Below are 16114 nucleotides of genomic sequence, written 5' to 3'. Positions count from 1 at the left end.
CCGAGCGTTCGTTCGTTTTTCAGTTATTTAATATCGCTCAGGGTGAAAAGTCAAGTCCTAACAGGGGAGTTAAAAAATTAGGCCGGGGCCGGGAATTTGGCCGTCCCCGGAAGGTCGGCCGGCTTGTTTCGGCGGAATAGGGATCAGCCGAGACGCTGCCGCAGGATCTCATACAGGACCACAGCGCAGGCCACGGAGGCATTCAGGGAGGAAACACGGCCCTGCATGGGGATGGAGGCCAGCCAATCGGAGTGTTTCTTTACTAAAAGGCTGACCCCTTTCGATTCCCCGCCCACCACCACCACCAGAGGCACCCGGAGGTCCAGGCCGTAGACCGAGACCGGGGAACCGGCCTCCAGGCTGAGGACCCAGAAGCCCTTTTCTTTGAGGTTCTCCAGGGAGCGGACCAGGTTGGTAGCCTGGACCAAAGGCATGTGCTCCAGGGCCCCGGCCGCTGCCTTACGGACCGTTCCCGAGATCGGACAGGAGCGGTCCTTGGGCAGAATAATCCCCTGGACTCCGGTTGAGTGGGCGGTTCGAATCATGGCCCCCAAATTCTGGGGATCCTGGATATGGTCAACGGCTAATAAAACCGGAGGCGGCGTTTGGTCAGGGCCGACCCGGGTGAGCAGGCTTTCCAGGGATTCAAAAGGGGTAACGGTTTTTAAACGGGCAACCACGGCCTGATGGGCCGGCACCGGCAGCAGGCGGTCGATCTGCTTTCTTTCTTTGAGCGTCACCGGTATCCCGGCTTGGGTGCACAATGCGAATATCTCCCCTCGAAGCAGGTCCTGGGCCGGCGGGCCCATGATAACCTCTCTGACTTTCGTTGGACGGACCTTGAGAATTTCCAGGACAGCTTGTTTCCCCCAGACCCATTGGGATAAATCGTCTTTTTTTGATACCGCCATAAATACCTTTCTCCTTGACTCTCGATTCGGGCTTATTTTATACTGTTTCAATGCAAAAGCAAGCCTCTTAGAAAAAAACAAAGCCAATCCTGCTCGAAGATGGGGTCCTGATGTACGAGGATTATTTCGGTCTTACCCAAAAGCCTTTTTCCATCGTTCCGGACCCCCATTATTTTTTCATGAGTGCCGGACATCAGGAGGCCCTGGCCCATCTGCTCTATGGCATTGAAAGTAATGTCGGGTTTGTTTTGCTGACCGGTGATGTCGGGACCGGTAAAACAACAGCCTGCCGCCGATTGATTGAACTTTTGCCCGAAGACATCGAGGTGGCCTTTATCCTGAACCCGAAGTTGACTGCCCTGGAACTGTTAGCCACGATCTGCGATGAATTCGGAATCCGTTACCCCGAAGGAAACCAAAGTATCAAGGTCTTTATAACCCGCATCAACGAATATCTCCTTGATGTCCATGCCAAAGGCCGTCGGGCCGTTCTCATCCTGGAAGAAGCCCAGAACCTGAAACCGGATGTGCTCGAGCAGATCCGCTTGCTGACCAACCTCGAAACCAGGGAGCATAAACTCCTCCAGGTGGTCATGATCGGACAACCGGAACTCAGAGAATTGTTGTTACAACCTCAGCTTCGCCAGCTTTCGCAGCGGGTAACGGCCCGGTATCACCTCGGTCCCCTCTCCAGGGCAGAAATCCCCGGTTATGTGAATTATCGTTTGTCTCTATCCGGGCTGGCCCATGACCGATTATTCCCATCCCCGACATTAAAAAAGCTGGTCCGGTTGAGTGGTGGAGTCCCGAGATTGATCAATGTAATATGCGAAAGGGCCCTGCTGGGGGCCTTCGTTCAGGGGAAAGACCGGGTTGATAAAAAAACCCTGGCAACGGCCGCCCGTGAAATAACCGGTGAAAAAATCCGTCGAGGTCTAAGTCCCGTAATCTTTCAATCCCTGCTGGCTGGTTTTCTCCTGGTTCTCCTGTCGGCCCTTGGCATCGTCTATACCCTCTACGGATCATGGCCTTTGTTCAAGACCCCGGTCCGACCGGCCGCCCAAGCCCTTGCTCCAAAGGTGGGGGGCCCCCCCCAAAGAAAGGCCGACCTCAGGCGGCCGGCTGATCAGTCGGGTGAAAGCGCCAAAAAGGCGGCCTACCTGGCCCTTTTCAGGCAATGGCACCTCCAATATCCAAAGGGGGATATCTGTGAACAGGCTAGGGCACAGGGTCTGCGCTGCCTGAAAGGCAAAGGGAGTCTCACCACCCTCCGGCAGATGAATAAACCTGCGGTCCTGACGCTTTTAGATGAAAAAGAGATTGAATATTATGCTACCTTGACTTCCTTGCAGGGAGAAACGGCCACTCTTGTTATCGGGAACGAGACCAGGACCGTTGATCTGAAAGAAATTATCGGTCGCTGGTCCGGGGATTATCTTCTCCTTTGGCGGGTGCCTCAGGAGTATCAGCAAGACCTTAAACCGGGAAGCCGCGGGTCCATGGTGGCCTGGCTCGAACGGCATTTGACGCTGACCCAGGGACGGGTCGTGTCGGCCGGGCAGGATCAGATTTACGACGGTGAGGTTTTAAGACAATTACAAAAATTCCAATTGTCCATAGGCCTGACCCCGGACGGAATCGTGGGGCCTCGGACTATCATGCCTTTAATGGCTGCTGCCGGCAATGGGGACCCGGTCCTTTATACGGCAAAAGGGAACCCTTAAGCATGTCTTATATCCTTGAGGCATTGAAAAAGGCCGAGCAGAAGCGGGAGCAGGAGGCTCCGCTGAAAAGGCTGACCTTTTTGGAAAAAACCGGGCCTGGACCAAAGGAAAGGCCGATTGGGCTTTATCTCCTCATCATTGCGCTGCTTCTCAATGCCGGGCTTATGGTTTGGTGGATAACCCCCTGGCGGGCGAAAGAGAAAGCCCCTTCGGCCCGGCCCTATGCGGTTCAACCGACCAGCCTTCCCCCGCCGGTCCTGGCCGGAAAAAACAGACCAAACCCGGCGGCCGAGGCCAAAGAAGACCTGCCGAAAAAAAACAGCCCCGCCGCTGCCGCTATGACCACCGGGAAGGAAACCCAAAACCTTCCTTCAACACCCGCACCCGGGAAAGAGGCGCGGAACATTCCTCAACCTGTGGCCGGAAAGTCTCCTGCAACCATCCAGCCCTCGGTCGAGCCTCAACCCCGGATCAAGAAAGAGCCGACTTTGAGCGAGAAGGTATACGACCTCGAAGAACTCCCCTCGGGCTTGAAGAATGCCTTGCCGGAAATTAAGGTCTCGGCCCATGTCTATAACCAGGAACGGCAAAATCGGATGGTCCGGGTGAATGAAAGGATCCTTCAGGAAGGACAGGAGCTATCCCCGGGATTGAAAGTGGAGGAAATCGTCTCCGGGGGCATTATCTTCAGCTTTCAAGGCTACCGGTTTCATTTTGGGCTTTAGTTAGAAAATAGATTTTGGCACGGATTACACGGTTAAAGCCATGGGGTATCCCTCTATCCCGTTAAGTCTGGATAGAGGGATGGCCAACATCCGCCTTCGGCGGAAGCTGGTCTCAAGAAAAGGGAAGCCCCTTTTCTTGAGAAATTAAATGGTTAATCCGCGTAATCCCTGTGTCAGGCTTTGTGACTGACCCGTGCCTAAATAAGCCTTTGACTGGTCTATTTTCATATTTCGTGGTGCCCCAGAGGGGCATGAGGGTTTAGTACGAAAACAAGCCTGGAGTTACCTTCCAGGCTTGTTTCTTCTCCGTCATGCCGGACCCCGGATCAAGTACGGGGCAGGCCTGATCCGGCATCCAGGAGGGTACGGATTTTCTTTCGCCCTGGATTCCGGCTTTCGCCGGAATGACGAGCTAACTCCACGTGTTTGGAAAATTTTCATACTTCGTCAGTGCCCGCCCCTCGCCCCTCGCCCCTCGCCTATAGCCTATAGCCTATAGCCTATTGCCTATATCCCCCCTTAATTCAAGACAGGATTTAAAGGGCCATTGCTGGCATGGAAGGAGAAATATTGTTATTGGGTTTGAACCCGGAAGCGGGCTGCTTTCAGGATGGTTTCCATAGTATCGACAGAGGAAACGATCTCTTTATTAATAACTGCATAGTCGAATCGTTTCACGGCCTGGAGTTCTTTTTCAGCGTTTTTCAGCCGGACCCGAATCGTTTGGGGCGAGTCGGTCCGGCGATCGATTAATCGTTTCTTTAATTCCAGCCAGGAAGGAGGCAGGATAAAAATGGCGATCGCCTGGGGGATCCGTTTTTTCACCTGATTGGCCCCTTGAATATCGATATCCAGAAGAACATCCTCACCCTTCGCCAGCCATCGTTGAATGGGGGCTTTAGGGGTCCCATAGTAGGCCTCATGGACCCTGGCCCATTCCAGAAAGCCTTCAGCCTTCAGGTTGGTTTCAAATTGTTTTTGGGAGACAAACCGATAATCCTGTCCCTTTACTTCACCCGGCCGCGGGGAACGGGTGGTCCAGGAAACAGAAAATCGGAGGCCGGGCCTTCTGGCTTGAAGGGCCTCTCTCAGAGTCGTCTTCCCTACGCCTGACGGACCGGAAAGGATAAAAAGGTTCCCGGATTTTTTATTTTGAATTTTTAGACTCATCTTCTTTCCCGGCCCCGTCGGAACTGTACCTCTGGGCGATAGTCTCGGCCAGACTGGACGAGAGAATCACATGGTTGCTGTCGGTGACGATGATGGAGCGGGTTTTCCGGCCCTGCGTAGCGTCGATCAATCGTTTTCCATCCCGTGCCTCCTCCCTTAATCGTTTCATGGGGGAAGAGGTGGGGGTTAATATGGCAACTACCCGGTCCGAAACGACCGAATTACCAAAACCGATGTTCAACAATTTTGGGTCCATGATTTCTCCTTATTCAATATTCTGAACTTGTTCCCGCAATTTTTCCAGTTCGGCCTTGATCGACACGACGTGATGGGAAATCTCGCTATCTATACTTTTCGATCCGATGGTGTTTGTTTCCCGGTTCATTTCCTGCAGGAGGAATTCCATCTTTTTCCCCACAGGTTGCAGTTCTTTAAACAGGGCCTTAAATTGTTTAATATGACTGCCCAGTCGGATCAGCTCTTCCGAAATATCCGAGCGGTCGGCCAAAATAGCCACCTCCTGGGCCAGACGGATGGGGTCCACCTCCACTCCTTTAGCCAGCTTCTCGATTCGATCCTTCAGGCGGCCCTGATAGGCTCCGACGACCAAAGGAATTTTTAGGGAGATTTGGTCAGCCACCTTTTGAACCGATCCAAGGCGCTCTAACAAATCCCGGCCCAGATTCCGGCCTTCTTCGCTACGCATTTTTTGAAGAGAATCGAAAACCTTTTTTAACGGGGAGGAGAGTTTTTTCCAAAGGGTTTCTTCGGAAAAGGCGCCCTCCTGGTAAACGACCACGTCTTTCAGGGAAAGAAGATGGCCCAGATCTACCGGGCCGGGAATTTTCAACTTTTCTTTTAATTCGGTCAATAAACCGTGATAGGCCCTAGCCAGGGGCCAATTAAGGCCTATGTTTCCGTTCCGGATTTTTTCCTGAGAGGCCAACTGGATGGAAATCTCCACACGACCTCTCGAGATTCGGGAGGCGATGTAGGTCTTGATCCGGTCTTCTAAAGGATAAAAGGCATTATTCAACCTCAAATTGATATCCAAAAAACGGTTATTATAGGTCCGGACCGCCAGGGTAATCTGCAGGTCCTTATCCGAAAACACCAATTGGGCAAATCCCGTCATGCTTTTAATCATAATCTTTATTATTCCTTTAATTCCGCATTCCGCAATCCGCAATTTCTTTCAAATATTTTTCTCTGATCTTATTAAACATCCAGATAGACGGTTCATCTCGATAATCCGGATAGGTCCAGGGCAAGGGCTGATAGCTCCCTTTAGTAAAAACCAGGGTCAAATCCCCAAAGATTCCTTTTCCGAGATAAATACGATGGCTGTAATTCTTTCCGGTGGCCAGGACCAGCCTTTCGGCCGTTAACAACCCTGGATCGAGATTCAACCGGCGCTTCTCGTCGCAAAGCCACTGCTTTTCCAAATCCAGGGCCTGCCATTTAATTTCCGCCAAACGGTCTTGAGGGACCAGTTCCCGGAAGGTGGCCCAGCGGCGATATAACGGACGGCCCATCTCTTGTTCATAGTAGCCGGTATAATCGAAGGGCCTCACCTCGGAAAGAAAATCCAGGGCCCCCCAGGTTTTTTCAATGGCCATCCACCCGGACTGGGCCGCTGCCCTTTCCTTATAGATGAGGGCGATAAGGAGTTTCGCCGGTAAAGGTTCTTTAGGTTTACTCAACAGCAGGTCTGCCTACGCAATAGTATCTTAACCCTAATTGATGCATCTTGACCGGTTCATACATATTTTTCAAATCGATGACTACCGGTTGTTTCAGCAGGGATTTCATCTTGTCCCAGTCAATGGTCCGAAAAGGGTTCCATTCTGTAACCAGGATCAAGGCATCGGCTCCCTTTCCAACATCGTACAGGTTCTCCTGGAAGAGAACCTTCTTTAATATCTTTCGGCCTTCGTCCATACCGGCCGGATCATAGGCCCTGATCCGGGCCCCCAAAGATTCCAGTTTTTTGATGATGTAAAGGGCCGGGGCCTCCCGAATGTCGTTGGTATTTTGTTTAAAGGTGAGGCCCAAAATCCCCAGGGTTTTCCCTTTAACCGGACCGACGGCCTGAAGGATCTTTTCGACCATCCTCTGCTTTTGACGTTGATTGACCCGGATGACCGACTTGACGATCTCAAAATCATAGCCGAGGGAATCGGCCAGTTGCGCCAAGGCGGAAGTATCTTTGGGGAAACAAGATCCCCCGAATCCCGGACCGGGGTGCAAAAACTTTGCGCCGATCCGGTGGTCCAGACCCATCCCCTTGGCCACCTGGTGGACATCAGCCCCCACTTTTTCGCAAAGATTGGCCATCTCATTGATGAAGGATATTTTGGTGGCCAGAAAGGCATTGGAAGCGTATTTGATCATTTCAGCCGTTTCCACCGTGGTAATCACAAAAGGGGTCTCAATGAGATAGAGCGGGGAGTAGAGATCTTTCATGATGGCTATGGCCTGATCGCTTTCGGCCCCGATCACCACCCGGTTGGGCCTTAAAAAATCCTCAATGGCCGACCCTTCCCGCAAAAACTCCGGGTTAGACACAATGTCAAAGGGCAATTTTTCTTTTTGATTCTTGCGGATAATTCCATGGATGATCTTACCGGTCCCCACCGGGACGGTACTCTTGGTCACAATCAATTTATAGCCGTCCATGGTCCGGCCGATGGCCTGGGCCACTTCTTTGACGTAACGCAAATCCGCTTTCCCCTGCGAATCGGAAGGGGTGCCTACGGCGATAAAGATAACCAAAGACTGTCTGACCCCTTCTTCCAAATTACCGGTAAAAGAAAGGCGATTCTCTTTTACATTCTTGGCAACCATTTCTTCCAGACCGGGCTCATAAATGGGGATCTTCCCATGTTTAAGACGTTTGATCTTTTCCTGGTCGTTGTCCACGCAAGTTACCCGTATCCCGAACTCCGCAAAACAGGCCCCGGTAACCAATCCCACATAGCCCACTCCGATAACACAAATATTCACCTTGGTTGTTCCTCCTCGCGCCGATTTATAGTTGCTTCCTGTGAACTTTCAGCTTTGAGCATTTATTTTTTTCCTCACGCCTCACGCCTCACGCCTTGCGCCTTTTTCATATATTCAACGGTCGCTTTCAAGCCTTGACGAAGCCCCACCCCCGGTTGAAAACCCAGCGTTTTTCTGGCCTTTTGAATGTCCGCCTTGGAATACCGGATGTCGCCCGCTCTGGCCGGTGCAAAAACCGGTTCCTGGGCGGATTGAATAATTTTTTGTAAGTGCCCCAATAATTGTAAAAGGGTATACGACCGCCCGGAAGCCACATTAAAAACCTCTCCTTCGATCCCGGCCTGACGGCAGGCCTTAAGATTGGCCTGGACCACATCCCCGACAAAAACGAAATCCCTGGATTGCTTTCCATCTCCATAGATTATCGCCGGGCTGTCCTGGAGGAGGCGTTCAATAAATTTGGGGATCACGGCGGCATATTCCGAATTGGGGTCCTGTCTCGGTCCAAAGACATTAAAATAGCGCAAGGCCACGGCCTGCTGGTCATAGAGTCTGGAGAAAAGGCGGCAATAATATTCGCCCACTAATTTGCTTAAGGCATAGGGGGAAAGGGGATTGGGGGTCATAGATTCCCGTTTAGGTTTAGGCGTTTTTTCTTCCAGGGGACTGTCCCCGTAAACAGCCGTCGAACTGGCCAAAACCACCCTTTGAATCCCGGCTTTTTTGCAGGCCAGCAGCACATTCAACGTTCCCTGAATATTGACCGCCTGAGTGCTTTCCGGGTCATCAACCGATTTGGGCACGGAAATCTGGGCCGCTTCATGAAAAACAAAGTCCATTCCGGAAACCGCCTGATCGCAGGCCTTCCGGTCTTGTACATCCCCTTCGATAATTTCCAGACTCGATGGAGAAGCGGCCTGAATTTCCTGGAGATTTCTCCGATGACCGGTTGAAAAGTTATCCAGGACCCGAACCAGATGCCCTTCTTTTAAAAGCGCTTCGGCAATATGGGACCCGATGAATCCCGCCCCGCCGGTGACTAAATAATTGGCCATAAACTGATCCTTGTTGAATCTTTCTGCCCCTCCGGGGCGCCACGAAGCCCCCCGACCCCTGATCCCTGATCCCTGATCCCTATTTCGAGCTATTTAACCGCTTCCTTCAAAACCCTGATCAAATCCCCGGCCTTAACGGCAGCGGTCCCCACTTCTCCTACTACAATACCCGCTGCAAAATTGGCCATCTTACAAGCCTGGATCATATTCACCCCCGAAACCAGTGAAAGAATAAGTGTAGCAATAACCGTATCCCCGGCCCCGGTTACATCAAATACCTTTTGGGCCACCGTGGGGATATGCTCAACCTTCTTGTTTTTTAAAAAAAGGGTCATGCCTTCGCGCCCCCTGGTGATCAGGACCGATTCACATTTTGTTTTTTTCAGAAGATACCTTCCCGCCCAAAGGAGATCTTCCTTGGATTCGATCTTTTTTCCTACGGCCATCTCGGCCTCAAGGTGATTGGGGGTGATCACCGTAACCTGATCATACCAGCCCATGTTGTGGGGTTTTGGATCCACCAAAACGGGAATGGCATTTTTCCCGGCGATCTTTTTCAAACCGATCATCAGTTCCTGGGAAACCACCCCTTTCCCATAATCGGAAACGATGATCCCCCGAATTTGGGAAATATTTTTTCTGATAATGTTCAGAATAGCTCTTAGAGTTTCGGGGAGAATAGGACCGACTTTTTCCCGGTCTACCCGGACCACCTGCTGATGATGGGCAATAACCCGGGTTTTAATGGCCGTCGGCCTTCCTTCTTCGACCACGATACCTTCGGTAGTCGTACCCAACGATTGAAGTTTCCGGATCAGTCTTCGGCCCATGCTGTCGGAACCGATGACCCCGGCTAATAAAACCTGGCCTTTAAGCCCCAATAAATTATTCACCACATTGGCCGCCCCTCCCAATAGAAAAGTTTCCTTCTCCACCTTAACGATTGGAACCGGGGCCTCGGGAGAGATGCGGGAAACTTCTCCCCAAAGAAATTCATCCATCATAATATCGCCGACCACCAGGACCTTGTTTTTGGGGAAGGACTGGATGGCCTTCACCATTTCCTGAACTTCAGAACCGGCTAAAACCATAAGAGCCTCTTAAGACTGAGTTCGGAGTTCAGAGTTCGGAGTTCGGAGTTTAAAAGAAACTCTCCTTCGTCATTCGATATTCGATATTCGATATTCGATATTCGCTTTTTCATGGTTCGTCATGCTCCCCGGGGCGACAAGTGCTTGTCGCGAAGAAAAATCATTTTTCCAACGCCCTGGCGATACTGCGCCGGTAGGGAGGTTTCAATATCCCCTTCTCGGTAATGATACCGGAAATATAAGAATGGGGGGTTACATCAAAGGCCGGATTCATGATGGTGATCCCCGGCGGGGCTATCCTCTTGCCGGCCAGATGCGTAACCTCTTTTTCATTCCGTTCCTCAATAGGGATGGCCTCACCGCCTTTAATCTGAATATCTATAGTCGAACAGGGGGCAGCCACATAAAAAGGGATATGGTGCTCCCTGGCCAATACGGCCACTGAATAGGTTCCGATTTTATTGGCCGTATCTCCGTTGGCGGCAATCCGGTCTGCTCCGACGATGACCACATCAATCAAACCTTTCTGCATCAGACAGCCGGCCATACTATCGGTGATCAGGGTCACCGGGATGTGATCTTTGACCAATTCCCAGGCGGTTAATCTGGCGCCTTGCAGAAAGGGACGGGTCTCATCGGCAATGACCCGGACCTCTTTCCCGGCCTCCTGGGCCGCCCGGATTACACCCAGGGCCGTTCCATAGCCCCCGGTGGCCAAGGCCCCGGCATTGCAGTGGGTCAGGATGGTGGCCCCTTTATTAATGACTTCCTGGCCTATCGATCCCAAACGCTTATTGATTTCAATGTCCTCGGTCAGCATATTCCGGGCCTCACGGATCAAGGCCTTCTTCAGGGGGTCGATTTTTTGAATGAAGCCGTTCGCGACGACCTTCTCCATCCTCTTAATGGCCCAAAAAAGATTGACCGCCGTAGGTCTGGCACCCCCCATTTCCAGACAGATTTTATTGAACCGGACCTTGAAGGCCCCAAGGTTTTCGGCCTCTATTTCTTTGGCCCCCAGAGCCAATCCCATGGCTGCGGCAACCCCGATAGCCGGGGCCCCCCGGATGACCATTTCTTTAATGGCCTTGATGACTTGCCGGTAATTGGAACAATGGACATAAGTCTCCTGCTGGGGGAGTTTCCGTTGATCGATCATGATGACCCGATCATTTTTCCATTCAATGGTTTTGATCATTAGAAGTCCTGTTGTCAGGCAAGATGCCTGACCTATTTTCTAAAAATAATTCAAATCTCACAATTGATGGTCTCGTAAAAACTCGTCATTCCCGCGAAGGCGGGAATCCAGGCTATATGTAACTAATTAAAAACACTGGATTCCCGTTTTCACGGGAATGACGTAAATCGGCGCTTTTGGACTTTTTACGAACGCCTCACAATCGGTTTTCTTGGATCAATTCAAATCTCATAATCGGTTTTCTGAGATTAATTCACCCCACATAATAGGTCAGGCATCTTGCCTGACCTATTTTCTGAGATTAATTAAATCTTAGAGCCTCGTGCAAAAGTCTATTCTTTTTTAAATAGGTCAGGCATCTTGCCTGACTTCTTAAAATGATCTAAACAATTCCTTCTCATATCTTGTATTCGCCGATGAATATCGATAATTCCCCGGATCAGAAACCATTTCTTTTCTAACCGGATTATTATGAATATAATTTATCTTTTCGATGACTACTTCTTCTGACCATAACGTTAAATCCCTAAAACTGGATTGCCATACTGAACCTTTGTGCTGGCTATTTTTGTTGATCTCTTTGCTTGAGAAGCTCTTAATACTGTGCAAACATTGGGAAACATTTTTCTCTTTTGGAATAATAATCAAATGAAGATGGTCAGGCATAATTACAAAGGCAACAAGATCAAGCCAGTTGTTCCTCCGGCCAAAAAGCAGACCTGAAACCAAACATTCAGCATTTGCATTATTCGAGAAAAAAGGATAATTGTTCATCGTTTTGGTTGTTATAAAAGACGGATATCCACTTAAATTTAATCGGGAAATATTCATAAAGCGTTTGTCAGGCAGGATGCCTGACCTATTTTCTGAGATTAATTAAACCTTAGAGCCTCGTGCAAAAGTCCATTCTTTTTTAATAGGTCAGGCATCCTGCCTGACTCTTAAAATGCCTGTTCCACTTCCTTACTCATTGCCCCAACTTTTCTTTCAAAATCTCATTCACCATCTTCGGATTGGCCTTGCCCTGGGTCTTTTTCATGACTTCACCGACAAAAAATCCCAAAAGCTTGGTTTTCCCGTTTTTATATTCCACAATTTTATCCGGATTAGCCTTAAGAATTTCTTCAATAACGGCCTGGATCTGGCTGCTGTCGGTCATCTGAACCAAGCCCCTGTCTTCGACAATGGCTTTAGGAGACTTACCGGTTTCGAACATCTCTTCAAAAACGGTTTTAGCGATCTTGCCGCTGATCACCCCTTCCTGAATCAGATCCAGAAGGGCGGCCAGATTCCCGGCCGAGACCGGACATTGCTCGATATCTTTTTCTGCCCTTTTTAATTCCCGGATTAATTCCACCATGATCCAGTTGCTGAGCGTTTTCGGTTGGGGATGAAGCCTCAGGCATTCTTCAAAAAAATGGGCCAGCCCCTTGGAAGAGGTCAAGACCTGGGCATCATATTCAGGAAGACCGAATTGGCTGACAAAACGGCGGCGTTTGGCTTCCGGCAGCTCGGGCAGGCCGTTCCGCACCGTTTCGATCCAATCCCCGCTTATTTCCAGGGGAATCAAATCCGGATCCGGGAAATAACGGTAGTCATGGGCCTCTTCCTTGCCCCGCATAGACAGGGTTACCCCCCGGGCTGCATCCCAAAGTCTTGTTTCCTGTACACATTCTCCTCCATCATCCAGGACGGCCCGTTGTCGTCTGATTTCAAATTCCAGGGCATTCTCAACGTGTTTGAAGGAGTTCATATTTTTCAACTCGGCCTTGGTCCCGAATCCCGTAGCGCCTAAAGGGCGGAGAGAAATATTGGCGTCACAACGGAAACTGCCCTCTTCCATGTTGCCGTCGCAGATCTCTAAATAACGCAAGATCTCCCGTAACCGCCGCAGGTATTCTCCGGCCTCTCCGGGGGTCCGTAAATCGGGTTCGCCGACAATCTCAATTAAAGGAACCCCCGTCCGATTAAAATCCACATAGCTGACCGGCCGCATATCATCATGGATCAGCTTCCCGGCATCTTCTTCAATATGGATCCGGGTAATTCCGACCCTTTTGGCCGGGCCGTCGGCTTCAATGTCGATCCATCCTTTTTCCGCCAGGGGGAATTCATACTGGGAAATCTGATACCCCTTGGGCAGATCAGGGTAGAAATAATTTTTCCTGGCGAATAAGCTGTAAGGGGCAATAGTGCAATGGGTGGCCAGGGCCATGCGCATGGCATATTCGACCACCTTTCTATTGAGAACCGGCAGAGAGCCGGGCAACCCCAGACAAACCGGACAGGTATGGGTATTGGGTTCGGCCCCGAATCGGGTTGAACAACCACAAAAGATCTTACTGGCGGTCAATAATTGGGCATGAATTTCCAGGCCAATTACCGCTTCCCATTCTGGCATAGTCATTCCTTTGGCAAGAAAAAGTTGCGAGTTTCAAGTTCCAAGTTTCAGGTTTCAAGAGGCAAGTTTCAAGAGGCTATAGGCGAAAAAAACAATTTTACCCTGCCCATAGCCTATTGCCTATAGCCCATAGCCTCTAAAAAGAATTTCCCTGTTCCTTGTCGTCCCCCGGGACATGAGAGGATTAAATTAGTTAATTTATCTTAGATGGTTGTTTTTTGTCAAGAAACAGATTGCTTGAAGAATAATTCTTATTTTCATCCTCTTATTCCCATAGGTTGAGGCCAATAAATCCAGCCCATTAACAAAATCGCCGATAAAAAGTTTAACAGAAAAAGGAAATCGGGGGTCCTGACCATTCCCGGTTTGGTAGTGTCCTAATAGGACACTACCCCCGGTTTTTTCTATTTGACCTCGATAGGCGATTTCAGTATAACATTCCTGAAGCGGTTAAAATTTTTAAAAAAATAAAAGGGGGTTTACTATGGACATTGTTCAAAGGGTAAAAGACATTATCTTGAAACCCAAGGAAACCTGGGCCGTAATCAAAACGGAACAGACGACCATCAAAGAACTTTACACCTCTTATGCGGTCATATTGGCAGCCATCCCACCCATAGCCTCTTTTATTGGGCTTTCTCTGCTCGGTATTTCTATGATGGGGGTTTATTACCGTTCCCCCCTGGGAATGGGGATCAGCCATGCCGTGGTTTCCTATGTCTTATCCATGGTGGGGCTCTATATCGTCGCCCAGGTTATCGATGCCCTGGCCCCCAGCTTCGGCTCCCAAAAAAATCTGGTCAACGCCATGAAGGTGGCGGTCTTTTCCTGGACCCCTTCCTGGATCGCCGGTATCCTCATGATTTTACCGGTCCTCTCTCCCATTGCCGTCCTCATCTCACTTTACAGCCTTTATGTTTTTTATTTAGGCCTGCCTGTTTTGATGGACACGCCCAAGGACAAAGCCCTGGGGTATTTTATTATCACTATCGTGATCAGCATCGTAGTATTTATACTCATCGGAACCATTTCCCGGACTCTATTCGGCCTGGGAAGAATGAGTTGGATGTAAGCCTTCAGGCTCAGACTGGTAATTTAAGAATCTACCCCTCTTCCGGGAGTTACCCCGGAAGAGGGACCTCTACCGGGCAGTTAACTTAACATTTACAGTGGCTTTTTTCGTCATTCCCGAACGTCTTTATCGGGAATCCAGGTTTTTTACGAGGAGTCCATCAGGAGGTACCTCAATGAACAGTTTGAAAAGACGCAGGTTATTTTTTTCCATTTTTATTTTTTTGTTGTTTAACGCCCATCCTCTCTATGCCGACAAAGCGGCTATTACCATCACCTCTCCGGAGACAGCGGCTAAGGGGTCGGAAGTGCTGGTCAAGTTGACCATCACCCACAGTGCCAATAATTTTTTCCATTATATCAATTGGGTCTATCTCAAAGTCAATGGGAAGGAATTTGCTCGATGGGATTATAGCAGCGGCAAACGCCCGGAAGAGGCCTCTTTTACCAAAGAGGTCAAAATCCCGATTACCGCATCCATTGATCTGGTTGCCGAAGCCAACTGCAATCTCCACGGCAGTAACGGCCCGGTCAAATGGAAAATCGAAATGAAAGAATAGAAGCCATCTTGCATCCTGAATCCGACGTCATCCCCTGATCCATGAGATTTTTCAAGATCGCTTTAAAAAATACCTTAAGGCACAAGCTCCGCACCGGTCTGACCGTCTTCGGTATTGCCGTGGCGGTCCTGGCCTTTTGCCTGCTTCGAACCGTCATTCATGCCTGGTATGCCGGAGTGGAAGCCTCGGCCGCCAATCGCCTGATCACCCGGAATGCCACTTCCTTGATCTTCCCTTTGCCTCTATCTTATTTGACCAAAATCAAACAGATCTCCGGTGTAACGGGGGTAACTTATGCCAACTGGTTCGGAGGGATCTATATCGATGAAAAAAACTTTTTCCCCCAGTTTGCCATAGAGGCCCGATCTTTTTTCAACCTCTACCCGGAGATTGCCATTCCGGAAAAAGAGTTGTCGACCTTCTTGCGGGAGAGAAAGGCCTGCATCGCCGGACGGAAACTGGTCAACAAATATCATTGGAAGATCGGAGAGATCATTCCTTTGCGCGGCGTTATCTTTCCGGGAAATTGGGAATTTGTGTTAAGGGGTGTCTATCATGGCACCCGGCAAATCGTCGATGAGAGTCAGTTCTTTTTCCATTGGGACTATTTGAATGAACAGGTCAAGGCCGTTTCCCCAACCCGGGCCAACCAGGTGGGCTGGTATGTCATCCAGTTAGCCGATCCTTTCAATGGCCCGGAGATAGCCCAGACCATCGACCGGCTTTTCAAGAATTCCCTGGCCGAGACCTTGACCGAAACCGAGAAAGCCTTTCAACTCGGTTTTATTGCCATGACCGAGGCCATTATCGTTTCCATCAAGGTTATCTCCCTGGTGGTCATTTTTATCATTATGATTGTCCTGGCCAATACCATGGCCATGACCGCCAGAGAGCGGGTAGCCGAATATGCCGTCTTAAAAACCCTGGGGTTCGGAGGTTGGACCCTGTTTGAGCTGATTACCGGGGAATCCCTGCTGATTGCCCTGGCTGGAGGGGTTCTGGGCATCGGCCTCACCTTCCCTACTGTCCGGGTGGTCGCCCGGCAGTTGGAGATGTTTTTTCCGGTTTTCAGGATTCATCCAGCCACCCTCTGGATGGCCCTGGGGGCCTCGGCTTTGGTAGGCCTTGTGGCCGCCCTTTTCCCGGTCTACCGGGCCGTCAACATCCGAATCGCTGAAGGGCTGAGGGGGGTCGATTAATAA

16 protein-coding genes are annotated in these 16114 nt (G+C 50.1%); 5 read left to right on the top strand and 11 right to left on the bottom strand.

The window, feature by feature from the left end; genetic code table 11:
* Positions 1-143: 143 nt before the first annotated feature.
* On the bottom strand, positions 144-911 hold the full coding sequence (gene rlmB, locus HY879_13480; protein ID MBI5604352.1) for a 23S rRNA (guanosine(2251)-2'-O)-methyltransferase RlmB: 768 nt from the start codon (positions 909-911) through the stop codon (positions 144-146).
* A 110-nt stretch (positions 912-1021) separates the two neighbouring features.
* Between rlmB and HY879_13475 the strand changes: the two genes are divergently transcribed.
* Positions 1022-2635: an AAA family ATPase gene (locus HY879_13475; GenBank protein ID MBI5604351.1), complete on the top strand. Its 1614-nt coding sequence runs from the start codon at positions 1022-1024 to the stop codon at positions 2633-2635.
* A 2-nt stretch (positions 2636-2637) separates the two neighbouring features.
* Positions 2638-3360, top strand: coding sequence for a general secretion pathway protein GspB (locus HY879_13470; protein ID MBI5604350.1), 723 nt, complete (start codon positions 2638-2640; stop codon positions 3358-3360).
* 573 nt (positions 3361-3933) lie between these two features.
* Here HY879_13470 and gmk read toward each other — a convergent pair.
* The 10 genes from gmk to gatB form a co-directional block, all read right to left on the bottom strand.
* A complete protein-coding gene (gmk, locus tag HY879_13465) occupies positions 3934-4530 on the bottom strand; it encodes a guanylate kinase (protein ID MBI5604349.1) in 597 nt (198 codons plus the stop codon).
* The gene (locus tag HY879_13460) at positions 4508-4786 is read right to left on the bottom strand and encodes a DUF370 domain-containing protein (GenBank protein ID MBI5604348.1); all 279 of its coding nucleotides are present in this window, start codon (positions 4784-4786) and stop codon (positions 4508-4510) included. The genes gmk and HY879_13460 overlap by 23 nt, the downstream gene beginning before the upstream one ends.
* 9 nt (positions 4787-4795) lie before the next feature.
* Positions 4796-5677 (bottom strand): YicC family protein, encoded by an 882-nt coding sequence (locus tag HY879_13455; GenBank protein ID MBI5604347.1) that lies wholly within the window; start codon positions 5675-5677, stop codon positions 4796-4798.
* Between the two features lie 16 nt (positions 5678-5693).
* Positions 5694-6233, bottom strand: coding sequence for a DUF4416 family protein (locus tag HY879_13450; protein ID MBI5604346.1), 540 nt, complete (start codon positions 6231-6233; stop codon positions 5694-5696).
* Positions 6226-7536 (bottom strand): UDP-glucose/GDP-mannose dehydrogenase family protein, encoded by a 1311-nt coding sequence (locus HY879_13445; protein ID MBI5604345.1) that lies wholly within the window; start codon positions 7534-7536, stop codon positions 6226-6228. The genes HY879_13450 and HY879_13445 overlap by 8 nt, the downstream gene beginning before the upstream one ends.
* A 74-nt stretch (positions 7537-7610) precedes the next feature.
* On the bottom strand, positions 7611-8591 hold the full coding sequence (locus HY879_13440) for an SDR family oxidoreductase (protein MBI5604344.1): 981 nt from the start codon (positions 8589-8591) through the stop codon (positions 7611-7613).
* 89 nt (positions 8592-8680) lie between these two features.
* Positions 8681-9652, bottom strand: a complete 972-nt coding sequence (gene rfaE1 / locus HY879_13435) for a D-glycero-beta-D-manno-heptose-7-phosphate kinase (protein ID MBI5604343.1) — start codon at positions 9650-9652, stop codon at positions 8681-8683.
* A 190-nt stretch (positions 9653-9842) separates the two neighbouring features.
* Positions 9843-10880 (bottom strand): S-methyl-5-thioribose-1-phosphate isomerase, encoded by a 1038-nt coding sequence (mtnA, locus tag HY879_13430; protein MBI5604342.1) that lies wholly within the window; start codon positions 10878-10880, stop codon positions 9843-9845.
* 372 nt (positions 10881-11252) lie between these two features.
* The gene (locus tag HY879_13425; protein ID MBI5604341.1) at positions 11253-11711 is read right to left on the bottom strand and encodes a transposase; all 459 of its coding nucleotides are present in this window, start codon (positions 11709-11711) and stop codon (positions 11253-11255) included.
* 136 nt (positions 11712-11847) lie between these two features.
* Positions 11848-13281, bottom strand: a complete 1434-nt coding sequence (gatB, locus tag HY879_13420) for an Asp-tRNA(Asn)/Glu-tRNA(Gln) amidotransferase subunit GatB (GenBank protein ID MBI5604340.1) — start codon at positions 13279-13281, stop codon at positions 11848-11850.
* A 484-nt stretch (positions 13282-13765) separates the two neighbouring features.
* Here gatB and HY879_13415 point away from each other — a divergent pair, with 484 nt between their 5' ends.
* From HY879_13415 to HY879_13405, 3 genes are all read left to right on the top strand, one after another.
* Positions 13766-14353, top strand: coding sequence for a YIP1 family protein (locus HY879_13415; protein ID MBI5604339.1), 588 nt, complete (start codon positions 13766-13768; stop codon positions 14351-14353).
* A 175-nt stretch (positions 14354-14528) separates the two neighbouring features.
* Positions 14529-14912 carry a hypothetical protein gene (locus HY879_13410; protein ID MBI5604338.1) on the top strand — a complete coding sequence of 128 codons (384 nt, stop codon included), beginning with the start codon at positions 14529-14531 and terminating at the stop codon, positions 14910-14912.
* A 41-nt stretch (positions 14913-14953) separates the two neighbouring features.
* On the top strand, positions 14954-16111 hold the full coding sequence (locus HY879_13405) for an ABC transporter permease (GenBank protein MBI5604337.1): 1158 nt from the start codon (positions 14954-14956) through the stop codon (positions 16109-16111).
* Positions 16112-16114 lie beyond the last annotated feature (3 nt).

It is taken from the genome of Deltaproteobacteria bacterium (assembly GCA_016219225.1).
GTDB lineage: Bacteria > Desulfobacterota > RBG-13-43-22 > RBG-13-43-22 > RBG-13-43-22 > RBG-13-43-22.
Note: the sequence above shows the minus strand (reverse complement) of the source record. Positions and strands in the feature narration are given on the sequence as shown.